Raw genomic sequence first — 19,170 nt, 5'->3', positions numbered from 1 at the left:
CTGTTGCATGATTTTTTAGAATTAGTATAAGGTATGGTAAAATAACCGTTATAACATTTTTAGTGAGCCTTCATTCCGAGGGACTTTTATGAGGAATAAAGTCCTCCTTACCAACAAATTTGATTGCGGTCGAGCCAAGTTACCTAATATTAGCTAAGCTGTTACGCATTTAAACCATTAACGCTCTAGGTAAGGTGCGTCACCTAGAACACTGACTATACATGGGAAACGCTTATTTACGCTCCGCACCCTACTATCTTTCCGGCCCGCACCACAAAATATATAATTCCCCTGTACTCAGAAATAATATAATTATCCTTAAATAGTTTCAGACTTCAGACTTCTGCTATAAAAAGTTAATCCCAAAAATGAAGTATCCCGCCCCAGCTTAAAGCTAAGGCGGGATTTTAGTCTAAGTGTCAGTTAGTTCTTTTTGTTTTGATGCCGGCGACGTGCGACCAGTGCGCCTAAACCTAAGCCCATACCTACCATTGTGATTGGTTCTGGAACTGGTACTGGTTCAGGCTCAGTTGCGGGTGATGGTGATGGCGCTGGTGCTGGCGCTGATGCTGGTGCTGGCGCTGGTGAGGGCGTTAGTGATATTGGCGCTGGTGCTGGTGCTGGCGCTGGTGCTGGTGCGCTGGCTGTGATAGTTGGTGCTGTTGCCACTGTCTTGCTACTACCATTACGACTAGGAGCAACACCTACGCTTTTTAAGCGAGTACCAAAATCTTGCTTAGAGAAAGAAGACAAGGTTAAACCAGGAGCAGTAATTTCAAAAACTGTTTCCTGATAATCATCACCGTCAGGAATACCACCAGAAACACCAATTCTTACGCCAACATCAAACGAATTATAACCACTGCCACCCTGCATGGTTACACCATCTCCCAGGTCGGTCACATTACCTGTCATAACATTAGTTACTGGGCCACTGCTTATGCTGTGAACAGTCACACTGCTAATACCATCAGGTAGGTTGAAAAATACACCATTAATATCACCTGTCATTTGCTTTGATGATAAAGACGGTACGGATACTTTGATTTGAAGTGTCCCTGGTGTGGTAGTTTCAGATAAAGTTAATGTAGTAGTAGGGGCGGCGCTCTCCGTTTTAGTGCTTAAGTCTATCGTCACACTTTGACCGGACGCCACTGAGGGGTTGGTAGTGGTGTATGAACTACTGCTTGTTGTAGTTGTTGTGGTTGTTGGTGTGGTTGATTTTTTAGGTGGTGCTGCGTTAGCTTGTTGTCCTACTAATGGCAGAGCGATCGCAGCGATACAGATTGATTTTAAAATTAAGTTTTTCATTGGATCAAAACCCCCTTTGTTGTGGGTCGAGTGACTTGAGATGAATTTGTTTGGAACCTTTTTTTATTCCACATTTTCACTGTAACAGTGGTACCAAAATTATGCAAGTACCTAAAGTTAATCTTTACAAGGGCAATATAAACACCCAGGATTTGTCAAGATTGTGTAAACTCAGTTCCCAGCGAACTCATACTCTTCATATAGAAAAAACTAAGCATAATCGAGGAGTTTAGAGATATTTAAGCCTAGAGTCCATTGGTGACAAGTTAAGACTTAATTGCATTTGTCAATCAGTAATATTACTCAAAAAAACTGCTTTTTTAAGAGTGGAAAATTCACGATTTGACAGGGAGTAAGTATAAATATCACCCTCGGCATGATTCCTCGCTCGCCCAAATCTCAGTTTTATGCCCAAAATCCGAGTAAATATTGAGCATAATTGCTGATTGACAAATGCTTTCTTAGCTTAACTGGTTACCAATGGATAAGGTATGGTAAAACAACCGTTCTAACGTTTTTACTGAGCCTTCAGTCCGAGGGACTTTTATGAGGAATAAAGTCCTTATTACCAACAAATTTGATTGCGATCGAGCCAAGTTACCTAATATTATAGCAATCCTAAATGATTATACTCGTTACCAGGAAGAGCCTGGTAACGCATATCCGGAGGAAGAGCCTCCATAGTCTGGGCCGAGGCAGAGCCTCGCTTACATCGGTTCCCAGGCAGAGCTTGGAAGTTAACCAGTTATTGAAACTGATGCGAGGATTGCTATAGCTGTTTCACAGCAAGTGTAGTTACTCCATTTTCATAAAATTGTTTGCAGTCATCCAACCATTGTCTTTTAGGACTTCAATTCTCACTACAAACTTAACTAATTTATTAAAAATGAGTAGATGTAAATTAACACCCCGCGCTCTAAATCTACCCCAATTTTAGCTCTAAACCGTATAAAATTTAGGAGAGAATTAAATTATCATCTAAGTATATTTTCGGATACAGGAGTTAAGATATATCCAGCCCGAAGAATGAATAAAGCTGATTAACTTTCTCCCGAAAAGTTGGGCAAATGGATCGATTCCAAAGACTCTTTTCTGACGCGACCCGCCATGGCAGCTAACTGCAAGCTCATAAAAGCATTCAAATCTTCCAAATCACACTTGGGTGAGGAAAAAATTTTATGCATTTCATTTTCCGCTTCCCAACTCAGAAAACCCGCCACCATAGCTTGTTTGACAACTTCACGAATCCGCATAATAGAAATGTTACTTACTAAATTTTAACTAATCAAAAGCCAACTAATTACTAACAGGAACTTTCGGAAGCCGTCTCGCCAAAGATTTCAAATTTTTTCAGCTCGCGAGACTCTTGTTTCACTCCTCCGGACATAGCTGCTAGTTGCAAAGCCATAAAAGCATTTAAGTCTTCCAAGTCATACTTGGTGGTAGTTAACATCCGCCGCAGTTGATTTTCGGCTTCAAGGGTTAGATAGCCCAGAGCCAGAGCTTGCTGGGCGAGGTCGCGAATTAGCACCATAACACTTCGGGATTTTATTGGTTCAAGCCTAAGTATCAACTGTTTTCACAGAATCAGCAGTGACGGCTATTGCTCGATAGGTGTGACATTGTTACGGGCCACTCGTGACAGCCGGAGTCGCAGAGTGTGACTAATTATTTGCACGGTTGTGACGGAGATCACGTGGGGGATGCCAGAGGAGGAGTCGGAGTGTGGGGAGTCGGAGAGTGTCCGGGTGTCTGGGTGGGGGAGTCGGAGAGTGTCCGAGTGGGGGAGTCGGAGAGTGGGAGCATTTTTCTTCTTCCCTGGGACTAATGACTGATGACTACTGCCTTCTACCTTCAGAAGACGCTCAACGTCTATAATCAGCAAGTTAAATATTTACTGCAAGACCCATATGGAACTAGCTCATAAAGATTTGCTACAACAAATAGCCCGACTATCTGAAACTTATGCTAATTTGGCCGATCGCCTATCAATGGCAGCAAAACAACTGCAAGACTCCGGCCTTCCTCCCTCTGACAGTTTGCTGCAAGAAGTAGCCGCCTACAGCCGCAACTTTGCCGCAGTCCAAAAACAAGCTCTCGAAGCAAACAAATCCGCGATCGCCCCAGGAGAAATTACTTCCCTCAAAGACATTCAAAACTTAGTCGAGACTGTCGCAGCTTCTGAAGGTAAAGCAGAAATTCGCGATGCAGCATTGAAAGTGATCGATCGAGTATTGGCGATCGCCCACCGCGAACAAAGCGACTTCGCGCCCTTACAATCAGTTCATGCCAGAGCCCGCGAACTGCAGCGCGCAATTTCCGAATCAACCCCAACTCAACTGCATTCAGACGCAGAATCCTTAGTCAGCGGCAAACACCCAGTTTCAGCAGTGCTCGCCCTGGTGGAACAGCAAGACAAATTAGACGACGAACAGTGGGTAATCCTCGAAGAAACAGTCAGCGCCGCTTTTGGCAAACAAATAGCCGTAGCCATTTCCAGAGGCAAATTAACCATTGCTGAGATGGTAAAAGCAGCACCTGCAAAAGTCGAACCCGCATTTAAACCAGCGCCAGAACAAAAAATCAGCGCCGAACCTTTGCCAGAAGTGATTGTCATCCCGTCAGGAAATGTGGCACCGAAACAAGTTACAGTTGCGCCACAGATCCAGATTTTGGAATCCCCCGCACCTTCTGCCCCCATGCACGAGGTGATTATTGTTCCCAGCGTGGAAGTACCTAAGTCCCTCCAGACAACCGGTTCGGGGAACATTGTTTTTGGGGCACCCCGGAACCTTCAACCAGCGGTAGCAGTAGAGGGCGCTTTGGGAATCAAAGTTTTGGTGCACATTCAGGGAATTGGCGATCGAACTTTCGGTGCTCAAGAATACGCGGGTACTAAAGCTCAAGGGCGCCGCGTCGAAGGATTTCAAATTAGTATCGATCCCCCAATTCCCGGCTTAAATGTCGAGTACATGGCTCACGTCGAAGGTGTTGGCGATACTCCTTGGCTCAGCCAGGGAGAATTGGCCGGTTTTCGGGGTCAAGCGAAACGAATTGAAGGATTTGCGGTTCGGTTGAGCGGGCCGCAAGCTGATAAATACGACGTATTTTATAACGCTCACATTCAGAATATCGGCGACACCGACGTGTCCTCCAATGGCGAATATTGCGGTACTCGCGGCAAAGCTTTGAGAATAGAGGGCATCAAAGTTTGGATCGCGCCGTCTGCGAGTTCCCAAGCTGCGGCCCCTGTGGGTTTAAAAGTGTTGGCGCATATTCAAGGAATTGGCGATCGAACTTTTAGCGATCGAGAATATGCGGGTACTAAAGCTCAAGGCCGCCGCGTCGAAGGATTTCAAATTAAAATAGAGCCTCCCGTTGCCGATTTAAATTTGCAGTACATGGCTCACGTTGAAGGAGTTGGCGACACTGCTTGGATCTCGGAAGGGGAGTTAGCTGGATTCCGGGGCAAAGCCAAGCGCATTGAGGGAATTGCCGCGCGGCTGACAGGGCCGCAAGCTGATAAGTATGACGTATTTTATACTGCTCACATCCAGAATGTGGGCGATACTCCGGTTACTGCTAACGGTCAATATTGCGGCACTCGCGGCAAAGGTTTGAGGGTTGAGGGGATGACGATTTGGGTTGAGCCGAAAGCCTAAAAAGTGAGAATGAATGGAAAATTTGCATGGGATTTTCCCTTCATTTAAAACCGGGTTTTTTAACCAAAATATGCCATCACAGTCCGGGGTATTAGGTGAAAAAATCCGGTTTCTCGCCACCCAACGACAGGAATTAGAGCGCACGCTAATCTCAGAAACCGGGTTTCTGAGTGTATTTTTCGTCCTCAACCGAAATTTGTCGTATAAACCCGGTTTCTCGTCACCTGCAAAGTCTTGGCGCACGCTAATCTCACTACTATTTGTAAAATTGGTTGAAAATAATGCTTGAACAATAGGTAAAAGCTTCAAAAACAAGAGTTAAGTTTAATTAAATTTTGTATATTAAACTGGTCGGAGTTGCTTAAGCAGGGTATGAAAAAAATCAGTTAAAAATCCAGAAGCTTTGTGGATAGTGGTTTCTATGATATCATTTCCGGTTACACCGGAATGATGTTGACTGTTGACTGTTGACTGTTGACTGTTGACTGTTGACTGTTGACTCGAATTTACTATTCCGATGCTAACGGATTTGATATGACTTGCATATTTAGCCTTTTATACCGTAAATCAGCAACGCCTGTTTTTGTTGGGTAGAGTTTCGATTCGCAATGTACTCGACAAAACTGGACAACCCGACAAATAATCCGTCACTCAACTCGATGACTTATTTTCCTTGCAACACGGTGCCGTTCGAGGAGAATTGTAGCCGCGATTAATATCATTTACAGTAATTAATAGCGAAACAAAACCTATAATGGTCAACTAGAAAAAATTATGCCATACAGTCAATTTACTACGATCGCCAAAGCGAAACAAGCTTTCGGTCTCACAGTCCAAGAGGGATCTCGCTTTATACCTCCGCTAAACCCGATCGCACCCTCAGACATTCTCAGCGGTACTCTCAAAGATAGCCTCCCCATCGTCGCCACATCGGGAAGTGAAAAAGCGCGATCGGAAGGAATTATCTATCCCGTACTGCTGGAAGTGAGGCGGATTCTCGATCGCCAAATTAGCCTTTTTTCCGGCGAAGATTTCACCATCGACGAAGCTGTCGGACTGAATGGAGTGTTTGATTTTCTGCTAGCGCGATCGTCCGAAGTCCTAGAAATTGAAGCCCCCGCCGTTGTAATTGTCGAAGCTAAAAAGACCGACATCAAAAGCGGATTGGGTCAGTGTATTGCCGAAATGGTTGCCGTTCAACGCTTCAATCAAGCCAAAGAAAAAAACATCCCCATCATTTATGGGAGTGTGAGTAATGGCATTCAATGGCAATTTATCAAACTCGAAAACCAAACTGTGACGATCGACTTATCCGTCTATCCTCTGCCCCCTGTCGAGCAAATCCTCAGCTTTTTCGTTTGGATGATGCAGAATGATGCCGTTAACTCAGAAACAATTTAACCTTCCAAAGCAGCCAAAAGACACAGCAACAAAGCCTCCGTCCACTCGACTACAGCACCGTAAGTATCGCCCGTGTGGCCGCCCAAACGGTGGTTAAACCAGGCTCCGGCAAAAATTCCGATCGCACTTCCCCCCAAAGCCATCCCCACCGCCAACAGCCACCGATCGCCCTCCAAGACAACTTGCACCACGCTCAAACTCAGCAGCAACAGCACTCCGGGGATAAAATCAAAAGGAGAATAAATCGATTCCTTGTGAAAAGCTCCCTTACCCTCGGCCCGGAGATAGGGATAGCGGGCGATCGCCACCAGTTGGGCCCACCTCCCCCAACCCGCGACACCCATCAAAGCCAGCCAGCGATAGTTATTCAAGTCCGAGAGAGCGGCAGTTTTCAGCAGCACGATCGCGATCGCAGCCATCGCCCCAAAAGCCCCTGTAACGCTGTCCCGCATGACTTCCAGCCTGCGTACCGGGTCGGGTACAGCCAGCCCGTCCGCCGCGTCCATTGCGCCGTCTAGGTGCAGCCCCCCAGTCACGGCGATGCCCAAAACTACCACCAAGGCCGATCGAGTCAGAGCAGGCATTCCCAACAACTGCAACCCAACATCCCCCAGCCCCAGCATCCCCCCAATCAAAAGCCCGATCGCTGGTGCCAAGCGGGCAATGCCCCGAAACTCCAAAGTCCAAGACACCGGTACCGGCAAACAAGTATAAAAAGCGACTGCGCCTGCGATGGCAGCCCCTTGATTCCGGAAAAAGTCGCTCGTAGACCGAACCCATTTATCATCCACCATAAGATAGAAAGTTTTTCATCAGGTATGCAGTTGTCAATCGATTAGTGTGTGCCAGAATTGGACTGTAACACCCTAGTTTTTTGGATCGAGCATTCCTCCTGTCGCCCGCTCTTTTCCCCGGAAAACCTCTGTCGGCAGCGATCCCCAAGCTCCCTATCTAAAAAGACTAAACTCCAGATCCGCGTTTCCCTTCCCAAAAATTCTAGCTAACTCCCTGATTTTCAAGACGGGAACATACACTACAACAGAGGCTTTTACTCCATGAGTCACGATCAATTGAATAACAGGGTAGTTGCTCCTTGCATCATCGATACAGGGATTGTCGTCAACAAACGCGATATCAAAAGATTGCTGTTTGATTTAGGACGTGTCCGCTACCTTCACATACAAGATGGCCAGATTTATAGCGAAGGGGAAGGTTATGTACTCGAAGTCTTCGCCAACCCCCACCGTTCTACCCTGATTGCCAACCATGCGCTTTATCTGAACGTGTATAGTTTTGATTACCTGGAACTGAAACAGTCCCCGGTGGATGGTGCTTATTTTGACCTGATTCAAGATGGACGGCAGTTGCGGTTAATTCCCCTCTCCAATCCTTTGCAAGAGCAATTCGCCCGGAATTTAAATGCCGCGGCTTTGGATGCGGTTGTCGATCAGGTTCTCTCCGGGAACTGGGATCTGCAATTGGATGAGGATGATTCCCCGTTTTAATCGTCAGTCAGTCGATTTTAGATTTTAGATTTTAGATTTTAGATTTACTTGCAGCGCCGTGAATCTGGGAGTTAGAACTAAGGTCTAAAATTTTTTGCCCTCCACGACGATTGTCGGAAACTTGTCTCCGTTTTTAGGCGGGGTCATTCGATTTTAGATTTTCGATTGTCGATTTTGGATTGACTTGCGCGAGATAAATTCGGGGGCTTGAGGATTTTCGATTGTCGGTTTTGGATTGATTCCACGGATAAATCACGTGGCGGGTACCATCTAGAAATTCTCGGTCATGGTTTTTTTTGTCGCGATGTCATCAACAATAGATTAAATAACACTCACATCTTGCACCATTCTCGCTTAACAGGCTTTTCGGCCTGTTCCACAAAGAGTGAATTTTCTTGTGGAACAGGCCGAAAAGCCTGTTCCTAAACAAGTAATTGAGAATGGTGCAACATCTCAAATAACACGGACGGCCGAGTAGCGGTTAACGAGCATCGAGGACTAATGACTGAGGACAAGGCGAAATTTTCTTTTAAATGTCAGGCTAATTGCAGCCATACCCAAGCGCGTGCAGGGGTTTTTGCCACTCCCCACGGTGTTGTGGAAACGCCTAAATTTATGCCAGTGGGGACGCTAGCTAATGTCAAAACTTTGACACCTGCACATCTTGAGGCGGCGGGTTCTCAAATGGTTTTGGCAAATACTTATCACTTGCACTTGCAGCCGGGGGAAGCAATTGTCGCAGGCGCGGGCGGATTGCATAAATTTATGGCTTGGCCAGGCCCGATGCTGACGGATTCGGGCGGCTTTCAGGTGTTTAGCTTGAGCCAAATGCGGACTATTTCTGAGAATGGGGTGACTTTTCGCTCTCCCCGCGATGGCCGAATGATTAATTTGACGCCGGAACGATCGATCGAAATTCAGAATGAGTTGGGCGCTGATGTGATTATGGCCTTTGACGAGTGTCCCCCTTACCCCGCTACGCGGGAGGAGGTGGAGGCTGCCACAAATCGTACTTACCGCTGGCTGCAACGCTGCATTCAAGCTCACTCGCGCCCGGATCAAGCTTTGTTTGGAATCGTGCAGGGGGGCGTTTTCCCCGATTTGCGATCGCGCGCGGCGAACCAGTTGGTAGATTTGGATTTACCAGGCTACGCCATCGGCGGCGTTAGTGTGGGGGAATCGGGGGATTTGATCGCAGAGATTGTGAAGGTGACTGCGCCCCTGTTGCCGGCCAATAAACCGCGTTATTTGATGGGGATTGGGACTTATCGGGAAATGGCGCTGGCTGTGGCGAGTGGGGTAGATATGTTTGACTGCGTGATTCCGACTCGGCTGGCCCGCCACGGGACGGCTTTTGTTGGTGGGGAACGCTGGAGTTTGAAAAATGCTCGGTTCCGGGAGGATTTTGCTCCGCTGGATGAGTCTTGTCCTTGTTATACCTGCCAAAAATTCAGTCGGGCTTATTTGGCCCATTTGGCGCGCGCTAACGAAGTGCTGGGCTATACTTTGCTGGCTATTCACAATGTGACGGAGTTGATTCGCTTTACTGGGAGGATGCGGGAGGCGATTTTTGCCGATCGATTTACTGAAGAGTTTGCCCACTGGCTTGCACCGACAGTCGATCGATCGTGATTGCCTTGGGTGAAGATATGCGACAATTATGAAAATTGTGTTGGATAGGTAGGTTGATTCATGGAAGCTGCATTACTCTTAGCAAAACTGCCCGAAGCTTATTCGATTTTTGAGCCTTTGGTTAATGTTTTGCCGGTCATTCCCGTATTTTTCTTGCTGCTGGCTTTTGTTTGGCAGGCGGCTGTAGGATTCAGATAAGTTTGATTTTAATAAAAGCAGGGGCAATTCCAGAATTGCCCCTGCTTTTAGATGTTAAGTTTTATGACTCTGCCCTCTGACTCCTGACTCCTGACTCCTGACTCCTGCTGTCTGACTCCTGACTCCTGAGTCACCCTCAATAATTCATCCGTGTATCCGTGTCAAAATCCGTGTAGTGCCTTCCTTCAGCTACCGCCGATCGCACTTTTGAAAGCCGGCCTTTCCGAGATCCGCTTGATGTAATCTACAACGGCCGGATAAGCACTGAGGTCTAGTTTTAGCATCATCGGAATGTAGGCCAACATTGACCCGACTGCTGCGTCAGCGACGCCGAATTCATCACCCATTAAAAACGGCTGTTTCTCGAAGATTTCATTTAACGGTTTTAACAACTTGGGAGTTTCGCGATCGCGAGTTGCTTCTGTAAATATTCCCGGCCCCAGGGTGGCGTTAGCAAACGTTACCCACTGCACGATTTGAGCTTGCTGCTCCAAAGTGTCTGGCATTTTACCATATTTTTGAGCTAAATACAGCAGAATTGCGCCGGATTCCCAAAGTTTAAAATCTCCGTCGGCGATCGCGGGTACTTTGCCGATCGGGTTAATTTCGAGATACTCTGGCTGCAGGTGTGCCCCTGCTTGCATATCCAGGGTGACGAATTCGTAGGGAACCGCTATTTCTTCTAGATACCACTGGACAATTGAGGCCCTGCTGCGACCTGGGCCGTAAAGTTTCAGCACGAAATTTTATCCTTTAACGCAATATTGCTGTTATAGCATTTTTTGGGAATGGGTAATTGGAAATTGCAGCCACCCGATACTTTGATGTCACTGTTCGACTAATGACTACTGACTAATGACTAATTGCCCATAACTAATGGCAGTTCTGTCAAGTGCAGAAACAAGATTCTGCTGCCAATGAAAATCAAAATTGCTCCGCCCAATATCTCAATTTTATTGGCAAACAAGTTGCCGAACTTGTGCCCGATAAAAACGCCGGCAAAGGTTAAAAAGAAAGTAATAAATCCGATCGCAGTCACCGCAAGAGCAATAGAATCTTTCAGGACAGCAAATCCGAGCCCAACTGCAAGAGCATCGATACTCGTCGCCACCGACAGCGTTATCAAAGTCCCCGTATCTAAGGGATTGAACTTTTTCTCGCATTCTTCGCTTTGCAGCGATTCATAAATCATTCTCCCGCCAATGAAACTCAACAGCCCAAAAGCTATCCAATGGTCGATCGGTGTTATCAAAAAACTAAAACTAAGACCGATTAACCATCCTATTACGGGCATTAAAGCTTGAAAACCTCCGAAAAATAAGGCAATTTTTAAAGCTTTATTGACCTTCATGTGTTTGATTGCTAAGCCGCTTGAAACAGCGACAGCAAAAGCATCTGCTGCTAGTCCCAAGGAAAGTAAGATGGTAGTGGCTGCATCCATTTTTGTAAAGTGTTAGGTGTTATAAATAAAGTGTTCCTCTTGACTGTTTTAGTTTACACTTAATTTTGATAAAATTGCGTTTTTATCATAATGTTTTCATTTTTCTTTCAGATTTATTTCACAATTGGCGAGGCTTGAAAAAATTGGCGCTTAGCTGTATTATGTAAAAGATTATTTATCAACTAGCAGAATTAACGATGCCACCATCTAGATTGTACCAGCCACTGCTGCTCAGGTTACTGCACGGGGCTAACGCTGCGATCGCCCTTTTAGCAATTTTGAGCGCATTTCTGGTTTACAACACCTACGATGGGCGGTTGGGCAAAGTCCCCGTGCCTCAGATTGAAGATATTATCGGGATTCACGGCACTTTTGGCAAGATGTTGCTGTTAGGAATAATGCCGGCTTTTGCATTGTACAGTTTCCACGCAGGTCAAAAACGCTTGGTGCAGCCGGATTCTTTTGGGAAACTAACGCAGTTGGGAAAACCGATTTGGTGGTACAGTTTGCACCGGATTGTGAATACGTTGATGTTGCTGGCACTGACTTGGGCGATCGCTTCTGGCAGTATGGTTAAGGAAGAATGGCTGCCGGCTGGGGAATTGACGCAGGTTTGGTATTACTTACACGCTTCTGGTTGGGTGGTATTGGTATTTTGTCTGGCAATGCACTTGTTGATGAGTGCGAAGGTGGGGGGTTTGCCGCTAATTTTGTCGATGTTTGATGCCGCGTATCGCCCGGAGGATTCGCCGGCTGCTTGGTGGAAGAAAATTCGCTCTTTGGTCGATCGCTCTTAATGTGAAAATGCTTAATTTGAAAATGAACAGAAATAATTTATTAATTGTTGCGGAAGTCTTGGTAATGGGAGGCTGGTTGTTTGCTGTGGTTGCACCTTTATTATTTCCCTAATCCTATCATATAGCAATCCTAAATCATTTGCGAATTTCTTACTCCCTCCCCTTGGCAAGGGGAGGGTTGGGGTGGGGTAAAAAATTTATGACTCCTGCAAGGATTGCTATAGCAATTTGGGTTAAAAAATGATCGTTAGGTTTGTAGTGAGGACTTCAGCCCTCCGTTTTATGAGGACTAAAGTCTTGACTACGAAGCCAAATTAAGCTTTTCGCGCAGCTTGCTAGCCAGATTTGCGACGGGTTTCTCTGGCGGCCAAATGCGATATCAAACGATCGGCAATTTTACCCTAAATTCAGCACCGCCCCCAGTTTGAGATTTAATTTGAGGTTGAACCGGAGATTCAACTGTCAGGCTGCCACTGTGCAATTCTACAATAATTTTATAGCACACCGACAGAGCCAATCCTGTAAAATTTTTAAAGGATTTAGTAGGGCCACACTCCTCAAATATTCTGTGTTGAATTTCCGGCGGAATTTTTGAGCCATTGTGGGATATCGATACAACAATAAACCTGCCTGTATAATCATCGACAATATCGGTTTTGATGGTAATAATTTGAGCGGAATTTTCAATATTTTTAACTGCATCAATAGCATGGATTATCAGACTCGCGAATACCTGGCTCAGTTGACCGGGATAACACAAAATTGGTGGCAGGTTGTTGTACTCCTTGACTACTAATATTTTTTGCTCCAGTCTGTGAGCCAGCAACAGCAAAAGATTGTCGATGCTCTCATTAACGTTGGCGTGTTCTTTGTTGGCTTCGTCAGGAAGTGAAAATTTCCTCAAAGCCAGGACTATCTGGCGAATGCCATCGGCTCCTATTTTCAAAAAATTGAGGATTTGTGGCAACTCTTTGCTGATAAAATCTAGGTCGCAACGCTCTATTTTTTTGGCAATTCGTGGCACAGGTTCGGGATATTGTTCTCGATAGAGGCGAATTATACTAAGCAAATCTTTGATATAATCATTGAGGTGAATCAGGCGACCGTAAATAAAGTTAATGGGGTTATTAATTTCCTGGGCAACTTCGGCGGCTAGTTGACCCACAATTGTATTTTTTTCGCTTTGTACTAAAAGCTCTTCGGTGATTCTGAGTTTGGCTAATACTTCTTCCAAAAGTTGGATTTCTTCTTGAATTTGCCCGTGGAGTTGGGATTGGGAAATTGCGATCGCCAGCGAGTCTGCAATTGCTTCCAAAACTTCCACCTCGTCGGGAGTCGCAAACCGGCGCTTTGCACAGGCAAACAGATATCCAAGCCGATGATTCTGAGTTAGTACGGGTACTGCTGCGTAGTGACGATTTGTGAGTTCGATATGGGCGTGTTCCTCAGACGCTGTGGCATCAGGGGCGGCGGTTTTATGTAGCACTATCGTTTCGCAGCGGTGAAGCCGTGCAGCTAAATCTCCAGAGGGCCCTCCTGGAACACCAAAGATTCCCAAGCGCCCCGGCAAACCTTCCCGGCAATATTCCCAGCCAAATTCTAAAGTATCTTGTCGGGGGTCGTACCATGCGAAAATTGCTCGATCGAGCTTCAGTAAAGTACCGAGTTCGTCTACTGTAGTTTGGAGGATGCGATCGAGGCCCAAGCAAGCGCGAATGCGGCCGGTCAAGCGGTGGAGAAGGGCTTCTGTGCGACTGCGAATGCCATTTAGGACAAACAGCTTGAGCGCCACCATTGTTGCGAAAATAGCTGCGGCGGCAAGTACGCCGGCGGCTACTGCTAGTATCTTGAAAGGAAGGAGTTCTTTTTCGAGATTGTCGCGGGGAATTACGACGGCGATCGACCATTCAGCTTGTTCTAAAGGAAGATAGGCAACATAAACTCTGGCGTCGTGGATTTGAGTCAGCACAATGCCCGTTTTTTGATAAACCATCTGCCGGGCTACATTCGCCAAATTAGTATCTGCGGACTCTAAAAGACTCGGAGCCGGCTTGTCGATATTTCCGATTAATCGAGCGTCGGGATGGACAATTGGCACTCCTTGAGAATTGAGAACAAAAGCGTAAGTTCCTGCCCCATATTCCAGCTTTCCTACTACTTCGGCAATTCGATCCATGCTAATGACGCCGTTCATTACTCCGATCGGCTTTTCGGTTGTTTTATCAAGAGAATTTACCGAACTTGACCACACTGGAGCCGAAATGGGAACAATCCTTCTTGGTTTTTTGAGCGTGCGAGAAATGGTAGGATCTGAAACATAGACTTCCCCAGCCATTGCCTTTTTGAAGTGTTGGCGGTCGCTAACATTAATCAAGGATCTGCCCACTTTGGTGGTGAAATAAGAACCGTCGGGATCAATTAATGCCAAGTGCTGGAATTCTTGCAGTCGATTTACTTCCGATTTTAAATAAGGCTCTGCCACTGACCAATTCATCGAACGAACCGGAGGAGTGTGGGCGAGGATTTCGATCTCAGCCTTTCTAGTGCCGAGCCAGCGATCGATCTTATTGGCCCGCTCCCTAACTTCTAACAAAGCATTTCGCTCGCTTTTGGTGATAATCAAGCGGCGAACGCTTTGATAGCTGATACAACCAGTGATGCTAGCTGCCAGAATTGTTACGCCCAAAATTAAGAGCGCAGTTTGGTACCCAAGATGGTATTCGCCCTTTAATCCCGCTGGCAATAGTCTAGTTAATTTCCACCACTTTACTCTCGCAAAGCTTCGCATGATTTGACCAATTTGTGAGATTGAAATCCTTAGCTCACCTACGATCTACTCGCGCGCCTGCCAGTAGTCTTAAACTACTAGCATTCAATAATTGCGGGGATTTTTTTATTTTTTCCCGCCGAGCGGCTCCTATCGTTTCCGGTTGCACGGGAATGATATAAAGGACACGGCACTGCCGTTTCCATACCCAGATTAATTGTAGGGACACGGCACTGCCGTGTCCAGGGGGTGGGTAATATTAATTCCGATGCTACCCGATTTGATATCACTTTGTTAAACAGGAATAATATTATACCACATTTTTGACAAATTAAAAAATTTCATCAACTATTTAATTATTTTTTACAGTCGTTAATAATTTATGTTATTTAGGTGATGTGAGCAGTAAGCTGTGTTGCATCTAGATTGCCTATGGTATTAGAGAGGGAGAGGGTTCGATGGGGATCGGGGGAGGGGATTTGACGATTTTTTATCGGGACTCGAAATATACAATTTAAATGCACAACAGCTTAGACTTTTTAGGTTGAGATGTTGGGTGTGTGTCTTAATCAATAGTCCAGACTGTTTTTAGTTCCTAGTCTGAAACCCTTGATTTTCGGTTGGTATTTCGAGTACGCAATCGCCGTGAAACTCTTATTTTACGGTTGGTAATCCCAAACAGTATGCAGTATTGCTTAATAACGAAATATTAAAAGTTTTTCCTTCATTAATGAACGAAAAACTTATTAAATCTTTAATTTACATCTCAACACTCAAAATAATTTTCGGTGCAGCCGCTGGCTGAGGCACTGCTAAATTGCCCCAGTTGCGGGATTTGTTTAAAGAACCTTGTGAGTGTGTTCGTGCTGTTTCACATTGTCTTCTGTGCGAATGATGCGCTCGGAGTTGAGCACCCTTTTGCGTTCTAAGGAATAAGTAAAGTCGTTGCGAACTGTTCCCAAGGGAATGTGAAGTTGAGCTTGGGGGCGGATTTTGTAAGTGCGGGCAGCGGCGATCGCCCGAAAGCCAAATTCTTCGCTAAACTGAGCTGATGTCGGGAATTCTGGCAACATTTTGGGTGTTTCGCCGTCGAGCACTGCTCCCAAAGTCGTCCCGCAAACCATTAAATAAGATGTGGGTATTCCCTTCACAATTGCTTCTAAAGCTGCTGAGGGAATAGCTTCGATTACTTGCACTTCAAAAACTTCGCCTTCTTCTTTGATGAAGCAGGTAGCTACACCGACTGCTATGTAGTCGTCGGTGCAGAGGTCGGGAGCGTTGGGATAAACTGTTGCAGTCGTCATAAGAAAAGCTTGGTAGTGTGGAAACCGGGAACGAGAAATTAAGGGATTTTAGATTTTAGATTTTAGATTTATTCCACGGTTTTTTTCGGGGATTTTACGTGAAAAATCTCAAACCGGCTGTTCTAATACCTAAAATTTTTTGGTTAAGCTCCAAGGAGCCGATCGCACGATTGTGTCGATCGTACCACATCAAGGTAGATGCCGGATGATTCGGCAAGGATTCCCCGCCGCCACGACGTTTGCGGGAATATCTTTGACAACAACACTGCCTGCGCCGATCGTGCTATTGTCCCCAATAGTGACTCCTGGACAAATAATACTGCCACCGCCAATCCAAACATTATTGCCAATATTAATTTCAGCGGCGAGTTCTTGGCCAGAAAGCCTCATTTCCGGGTCTGTGGGGTGAAAAGCGGTGTAAATTTGTACGTTGGGGCCGCACAGCAAATTCTCGCCAATGTTAACTCGATTGCAGTCGAGAATCACGCAGCCAAAATTCATGTACAATCCGTTTCCCGCATAAATATTACTGCCGTAGTCGCAGTAGAAAGGTGGCTCGATTTCAACTTTTGGGCCAACTGCACCGAACCATTCTGCGAGAATTTCTAACCGTTTGTCTGGTTCGTCTTCGCGGGTTGAATTGTAGGTTCTGGCGATGCGGCGGGCTCGCTGGCGATCTAAAATTAATTGCTCATCGGCAGCTAAATACAATTCGCCGGCGAGCATTTTTTGTTTTTCGGTTTTTTCCACAGTTTTTTCCACGGTAAGAATCGGCGGTTTCAACCGCTACTTCACCAACGAACTTCCTTTCTAAGAGACTGAAGAATAATGTAGGGTGCGTAAGGGCGCACCTTACCGCTATAATTAGCGCGTCAGATCGTTTTTTGATGTTGTAGCATACATTTAGGGTTCAGGTTTTGACTGCAAACAAACAGCTAAATCAAGATTGGCTAATTTCTCAAAAGCTCGATCGATCGATCCTTTTCCCCGCAAAAAACCAGTATTTGCACCGGGACAAATATACTGTAAAGTTTCCGGCGAAAATCGATCGATAATTGACTTCACGCTGTTAATTTGCCGGGGCCAGTGAAAAGTTTTTGCCGTCCACAGCGGTACTGGGGCGGCTTCTCGGTTGGGGAGCAAGTGCCTACCCGAAAACAGCACTCCACCGCTGCCACTATGATAAAGGCAAGAGGAACCAGGAGAATGGCCGGGAGTCCAAAATGCTTTCATTCGATCGCTCACAACAAATTCTCGCTCAAAAACCGTCACCTTCACACCCGGCAGTAAATAAGCTTCCTGCTCTTGAATCAGGATCTCGCACCCCGTGGCTTCCTGAATCTCCCGCGCCTTGGCGATAGCGCCACGGTGGGTGAGAAACAGCAGTCGCACGCCGCCGTGTTCCCGCAAAAATGTTTGGTTAATCTCATCCCAAGCGGGACAATCCACCAGGATGTTAGTTTGGTTTTCTACAATGAAATAGGCTGTTGCACCCAGGGTATCCCGGTTAGGGGGGAAAGCCAGGATATTGTCGAGCACGGGCCTGGGTTGTTTGGAGACTGAACTCTGTTGTTTCAAGGAAGTATTTCAGAAGGGAATGGGATAAATATTATGTTCTTTTTACTATGGTTGTTCGTATTGGGGCTGATATCGTACTTCTTGTTGCAGAACGGCACCAGCCGCATCACCAGGACTCCGATATGGCTGCTGTGGCTGGTAATGATGGCGCCCGCGCTGATTTGGAGTGGTTGGATTTTAGTTTACGGCACGAGCAAAACTGTACCGCCGGAGTTGGTAATTATACCTTTTCTGGTTTGCCCTTTTTTGTATTGGTTTTTGGTACAGTTGGGGCGCAAGAAAATTACCGCCGAAACTGCACAGCAGTTACCAGACTCGGAGACTGAACCTGTAAAGCCAAAACCGCCCGTGCGCCCGATCAATCAAGAAGAAGAAGCGAGTTTGCGCGATTGTTTTCCTTGGTCAATTTACTTTTTGCGAGATTTGGAATTTCGGCCGCAGGCTGTAATTTGTCGCGGACAGTTGCGGACGAACCCGGAGGCGGCTTATCAGGCGATTCGGGAGAATGTGGAGAGGCTTTTTGGCGATCGCTTTTTAGTAGTATTTCAAAACAGCTTGAGCGGTCAACCTTTTTTTGCTATAGTTCCCAATCCCAGCCACCAATCAGGGGAAACTCCTGTCACAACCGAATCTGTAACCCGGCCATTTTTCGCCTTAGCTTTGCTGCTGATCACGGTGTTTACGACTACGCTTGTCGGGGCGCGACTTGCCGGAGTTACTGAACAAGCTTTGCAGTCCAACCCATCAATGTTGCTGCAGGGTTTGCCTTACTCGCTGGCTCTAATTACTTTTTTGGGAATTCACGAATCCGGCCACTATTTAGCTGCCCGATTTTACCAAATTCGCACGACTTTGCCTTATTTTATTCCGATTCCTTTTTTCTTGGGAACTTTTGGCGCCTTCATTCAAATACGGAGTCCAATTCCCAACCGCCGAGCTTTATTTGATGTTAGTATTGCCGGGCCCCTGGCGGGTTTAGTTGCGGCAGTGCCATTATTAATTTGGGGTTTGGATCATTCGACAATTGTACCGCTGTCAGACAAGTCGGGAATGTTAAATTTTGACTCTTTCAAACCCAATTTTTCGCTGCTGATGAGTCTCTTGAGCAAGTTAACCTTGGGTGGTGCTTTCAATGCGGAAACTGCGATCGATTTGCATCCGGTAGCGGTGGCGGGTTATTTGGGTTTGATCGTGACGGCGTTTAATTTGATGCCGGTGGGACAACTCGACGGCGGGCACATTGTACACGCGATGTTCGGTCAGCGAGCGAGTATGGCGATCGGGCAAGTTGCTAGACTTTGTATGCTGCTGCTTTCTTTTTTGGAACAGGGTTTGCTGCTGTGGGCGATTATTTTGTTTTTCACGCCGCTAAACGACGAACCGGCGTTGAATGATGTCAGTGAATTGGATAATCGGCGGGATTTTTTGGGGTTGGTGGCGATCGGGCTTTTGTTAATGATTTTGTTGCCGGCGCCCAGGGTACTCCTTGAGTGGTTAAATGTTTAGAGGGAAGTTCGGCAACGAGCAATGTACGGGATGTAACGGATAGAAGAAAGAAGAAACAAGAAAGAGGG

17 protein-coding genes are annotated in these 19,170 nt (G+C 46.2%); 7 read left to right on the top strand and 10 right to left on the bottom strand.

Annotation, left to right across the window (positions count from 1 at the left end; genetic code table 11):
- Positions 1 to 423 precede the first annotated feature (423 nt).
- The 3 genes from QUB16_RS11410 to QUB16_RS11400 all read right to left on the bottom strand — a co-directional run bounded on the left by QUB16_RS11410 (position 424) and on the right by QUB16_RS11400 (position 2,845).
- A complete protein-coding gene (locus QUB16_RS11410) occupies positions 424 to 1,311 on the bottom strand; it encodes a PEP-CTERM sorting domain-containing protein (RefSeq protein WP_333316042.1) in 888 nt (295 codons plus the stop codon).
- A gap of 1,040 nt (positions 1,312 to 2,351) precedes the next feature.
- Positions 2,352 to 2,564 carry a hypothetical protein gene (locus QUB16_RS11405; protein WP_333316040.1) on the bottom strand — a complete coding sequence of 71 codons (213 nt, stop codon included), beginning with the start codon at positions 2,562 to 2,564 and terminating at the stop codon, positions 2,352 to 2,354.
- Positions 2,565 to 2,614: 50 nt separating this feature from the next.
- On the bottom strand, positions 2,615 to 2,845 hold the full coding sequence (locus tag QUB16_RS11400) for a hypothetical protein (protein ID WP_333316038.1): 231 nt from the start codon (positions 2,843 to 2,845) through the stop codon (positions 2,615 to 2,617).
- 376 nt (positions 2,846 to 3,221) lie between these two features.
- Between QUB16_RS11400 and QUB16_RS11395 the strand changes: the two genes are divergently transcribed.
- Complete coding sequence (locus tag QUB16_RS11395; RefSeq protein WP_333316036.1) at positions 3,222 to 4,973, top strand: hypothetical protein; 1,752 nt, start codon at positions 3,222 to 3,224, stop codon at positions 4,971 to 4,973.
- 774 nt (positions 4,974 to 5,747) lie between these two features.
- Entirely contained in the window at positions 5,748 to 6,374 is a 627-nt protein-coding gene (locus tag QUB16_RS11390; protein WP_333316035.1) for a hypothetical protein, read from the top strand.
- Here QUB16_RS11390 and cobS read toward each other — a convergent pair.
- Positions 6,371 to 7,168 carry an adenosylcobinamide-GDP ribazoletransferase gene (cobS, locus tag QUB16_RS11385; RefSeq protein WP_333316034.1) on the bottom strand — a complete coding sequence of 266 codons (798 nt, stop codon included), beginning with the start codon at positions 7,166 to 7,168 and terminating at the stop codon, positions 6,371 to 6,373. The genes QUB16_RS11390 and cobS overlap by 4 nt on opposite strands.
- 261 nt (positions 7,169 to 7,429) lie before the next feature.
- Here cobS and QUB16_RS11380 point away from each other — a divergent pair, with 261 nt between their 5' ends.
- The 3 genes from QUB16_RS11380 (at position 7,430) to QUB16_RS11370 (ending at position 9,709) form a co-directional block, all read left to right on the top strand.
- Entirely contained in the window at positions 7,430 to 7,879 is a 450-nt protein-coding gene (locus tag QUB16_RS11380) for a hypothetical protein (RefSeq protein WP_333316033.1), read from the top strand.
- Between the two features lie 501 nt (positions 7,880 to 8,380).
- Positions 8,381 to 9,511, top strand: a complete 1,131-nt coding sequence (gene tgt / locus QUB16_RS11375) for a tRNA guanosine(34) transglycosylase Tgt (protein WP_333316032.1) — start codon at positions 8,381 to 8,383, stop codon at positions 9,509 to 9,511.
- 60 nt (positions 9,512 to 9,571) lie between these two features.
- Entirely contained in the window at positions 9,572 to 9,709 is a 138-nt protein-coding gene (locus QUB16_RS11370; protein WP_006634808.1) for a photosystem II reaction center protein K, read from the top strand.
- Between the two features lie 185 nt (positions 9,710 to 9,894).
- Here QUB16_RS11370 and QUB16_RS11365 read toward each other — a convergent pair whose 3' ends face one another.
- Complete coding sequence (locus QUB16_RS11365) at positions 9,895 to 10,449, bottom strand: glutathione S-transferase family protein (protein WP_333316031.1); 555 nt, start codon at positions 10,447 to 10,449, stop codon at positions 9,895 to 9,897.
- Positions 10,450 to 10,568: 119 nt separating this feature from the next.
- Entirely contained in the window at positions 10,569 to 11,150 is a 582-nt protein-coding gene (locus QUB16_RS11360; protein ID WP_333316030.1) for a manganese efflux pump MntP family protein, read from the bottom strand.
- A 197-nt stretch (positions 11,151 to 11,347) separates the two neighbouring features.
- Between QUB16_RS11360 and QUB16_RS11355 the strand changes: the two genes are divergently transcribed.
- Positions 11,348 to 11,947 carry a cytochrome b/b6 domain-containing protein gene (locus QUB16_RS11355; RefSeq protein WP_333316029.1) on the top strand — a complete coding sequence of 200 codons (600 nt, stop codon included), beginning with the start codon at positions 11,348 to 11,350 and terminating at the stop codon, positions 11,945 to 11,947.
- A 379-nt stretch (positions 11,948 to 12,326) separates the two neighbouring features.
- On the opposite strand, the gene QUB16_RS11350 is transcribed toward QUB16_RS11355, so the two are convergent.
- The 4 genes from QUB16_RS11350 to QUB16_RS11335 all read right to left on the bottom strand — a co-directional run bounded on the left by QUB16_RS11350 (position 12,327) and on the right by QUB16_RS11335 (position 17,596).
- The gene (locus QUB16_RS11350; RefSeq protein WP_333316028.1) at positions 12,327 to 14,633 is read right to left on the bottom strand and encodes a cache domain-containing protein; all 2,307 of its coding nucleotides are present in this window, start codon (positions 14,631 to 14,633) and stop codon (positions 12,327 to 12,329) included.
- Positions 14,634 to 15,553: 920 nt separating this feature from the next.
- Positions 15,554 to 16,018, bottom strand: coding sequence for a hypothetical protein (locus tag QUB16_RS11345; RefSeq protein WP_333316027.1), 465 nt, complete (start codon positions 16,016 to 16,018; stop codon positions 15,554 to 15,556).
- 189 nt (positions 16,019 to 16,207) lie between these two features.
- The gene (locus tag QUB16_RS11340; RefSeq protein ID WP_333316026.1) at positions 16,208 to 16,768 is read right to left on the bottom strand and encodes a sugar O-acetyltransferase; all 561 of its coding nucleotides are present in this window, start codon (positions 16,766 to 16,768) and stop codon (positions 16,208 to 16,210) included.
- A 153-nt stretch (positions 16,769 to 16,921) separates the two neighbouring features.
- Positions 16,922 to 17,596 carry an MBL fold metallo-hydrolase gene (locus QUB16_RS11335; protein ID WP_333316025.1) on the bottom strand — a complete coding sequence of 225 codons (675 nt, stop codon included), beginning with the start codon at positions 17,594 to 17,596 and terminating at the stop codon, positions 16,922 to 16,924.
- Positions 17,597 to 17,629: 33 nt separating this feature from the next.
- Between QUB16_RS11335 and QUB16_RS11330 the strand changes: the two genes are divergently transcribed.
- Complete coding sequence (locus QUB16_RS11330; RefSeq protein ID WP_333316024.1) at positions 17,630 to 19,102, top strand: site-2 protease family protein; 1,473 nt, start codon at positions 17,630 to 17,632, stop codon at positions 19,100 to 19,102.
- The last annotated feature ends 68 nt before the right edge of the window (positions 19,103 to 19,170 follow it).

This window comes from Microcoleus sp. D3_18a_C4 (assembly GCF_036702415.1).
Taxonomy (GTDB): domain Bacteria; phylum Cyanobacteriota; class Cyanobacteriia; order Cyanobacteriales; family Microcoleaceae; genus Microcoleus.
This window is presented reverse-complemented; position numbering and strand designations above follow the sequence as displayed.

Coding starts and splice junctions, on each gene's coding strand:
- QUB16_RS11410 (WP_333316042.1), bottom strand. CDS start 1,311: ATGAAAAACTTAATTTTAAAATCAATCTGTATCGCTGCGATCGCTCTG.
- QUB16_RS11400 (WP_333316038.1), bottom strand. CDS start 2,845: ATGGTGCTAATTCGCGACCTCGCCCAGCAAGCTCTGGCTCTGGGCTAT.
- QUB16_RS11330 (WP_333316024.1), top strand. CDS start 17,630: ATGTTCTTTTTACTATGGTTGTTCGTATTGGGGCTGATATCGTACTTC.
- cobS (WP_333316034.1), bottom strand. CDS start 7,168: ATGGTGGATGATAAATGGGTTCGGTCTACGAGCGACTTTTTCCGGAAT.
- QUB16_RS11345 (WP_333316027.1), bottom strand. CDS start 16,018: ATGACGACTGCAACAGTTTATCCCAACGCTCCCGACCTCTGCACCGAC.
- QUB16_RS11380 (WP_333316033.1), top strand. CDS start 7,430: ATGAGTCACGATCAATTGAATAACAGGGTAGTTGCTCCTTGCATCATC.
- tgt (WP_333316032.1), top strand. CDS start 8,381: ATGACTGAGGACAAGGCGAAATTTTCTTTTAAATGTCAGGCTAATTGC.
- QUB16_RS11370 (WP_006634808.1), top strand. CDS start 9,572: ATGGAAGCTGCATTACTCTTAGCAAAACTGCCCGAAGCTTATTCGATT.
- QUB16_RS11405 (WP_333316040.1), bottom strand. CDS start 2,564: ATGCGGATTCGTGAAGTTGTCAAACAAGCTATGGTGGCGGGTTTTCTG.
- QUB16_RS11355 (WP_333316029.1), top strand. CDS start 11,348: ATGCCACCATCTAGATTGTACCAGCCACTGCTGCTCAGGTTACTGCAC.
- QUB16_RS11395 (WP_333316036.1), top strand. CDS start 3,222: ATGGAACTAGCTCATAAAGATTTGCTACAACAAATAGCCCGACTATCT.
- QUB16_RS11360 (WP_333316030.1), bottom strand. CDS start 11,150: ATGGATGCAGCCACTACCATCTTACTTTCCTTGGGACTAGCAGCAGAT.
- QUB16_RS11390 (WP_333316035.1), top strand. CDS start 5,748: ATGCCATACAGTCAATTTACTACGATCGCCAAAGCGAAACAAGCTTTC.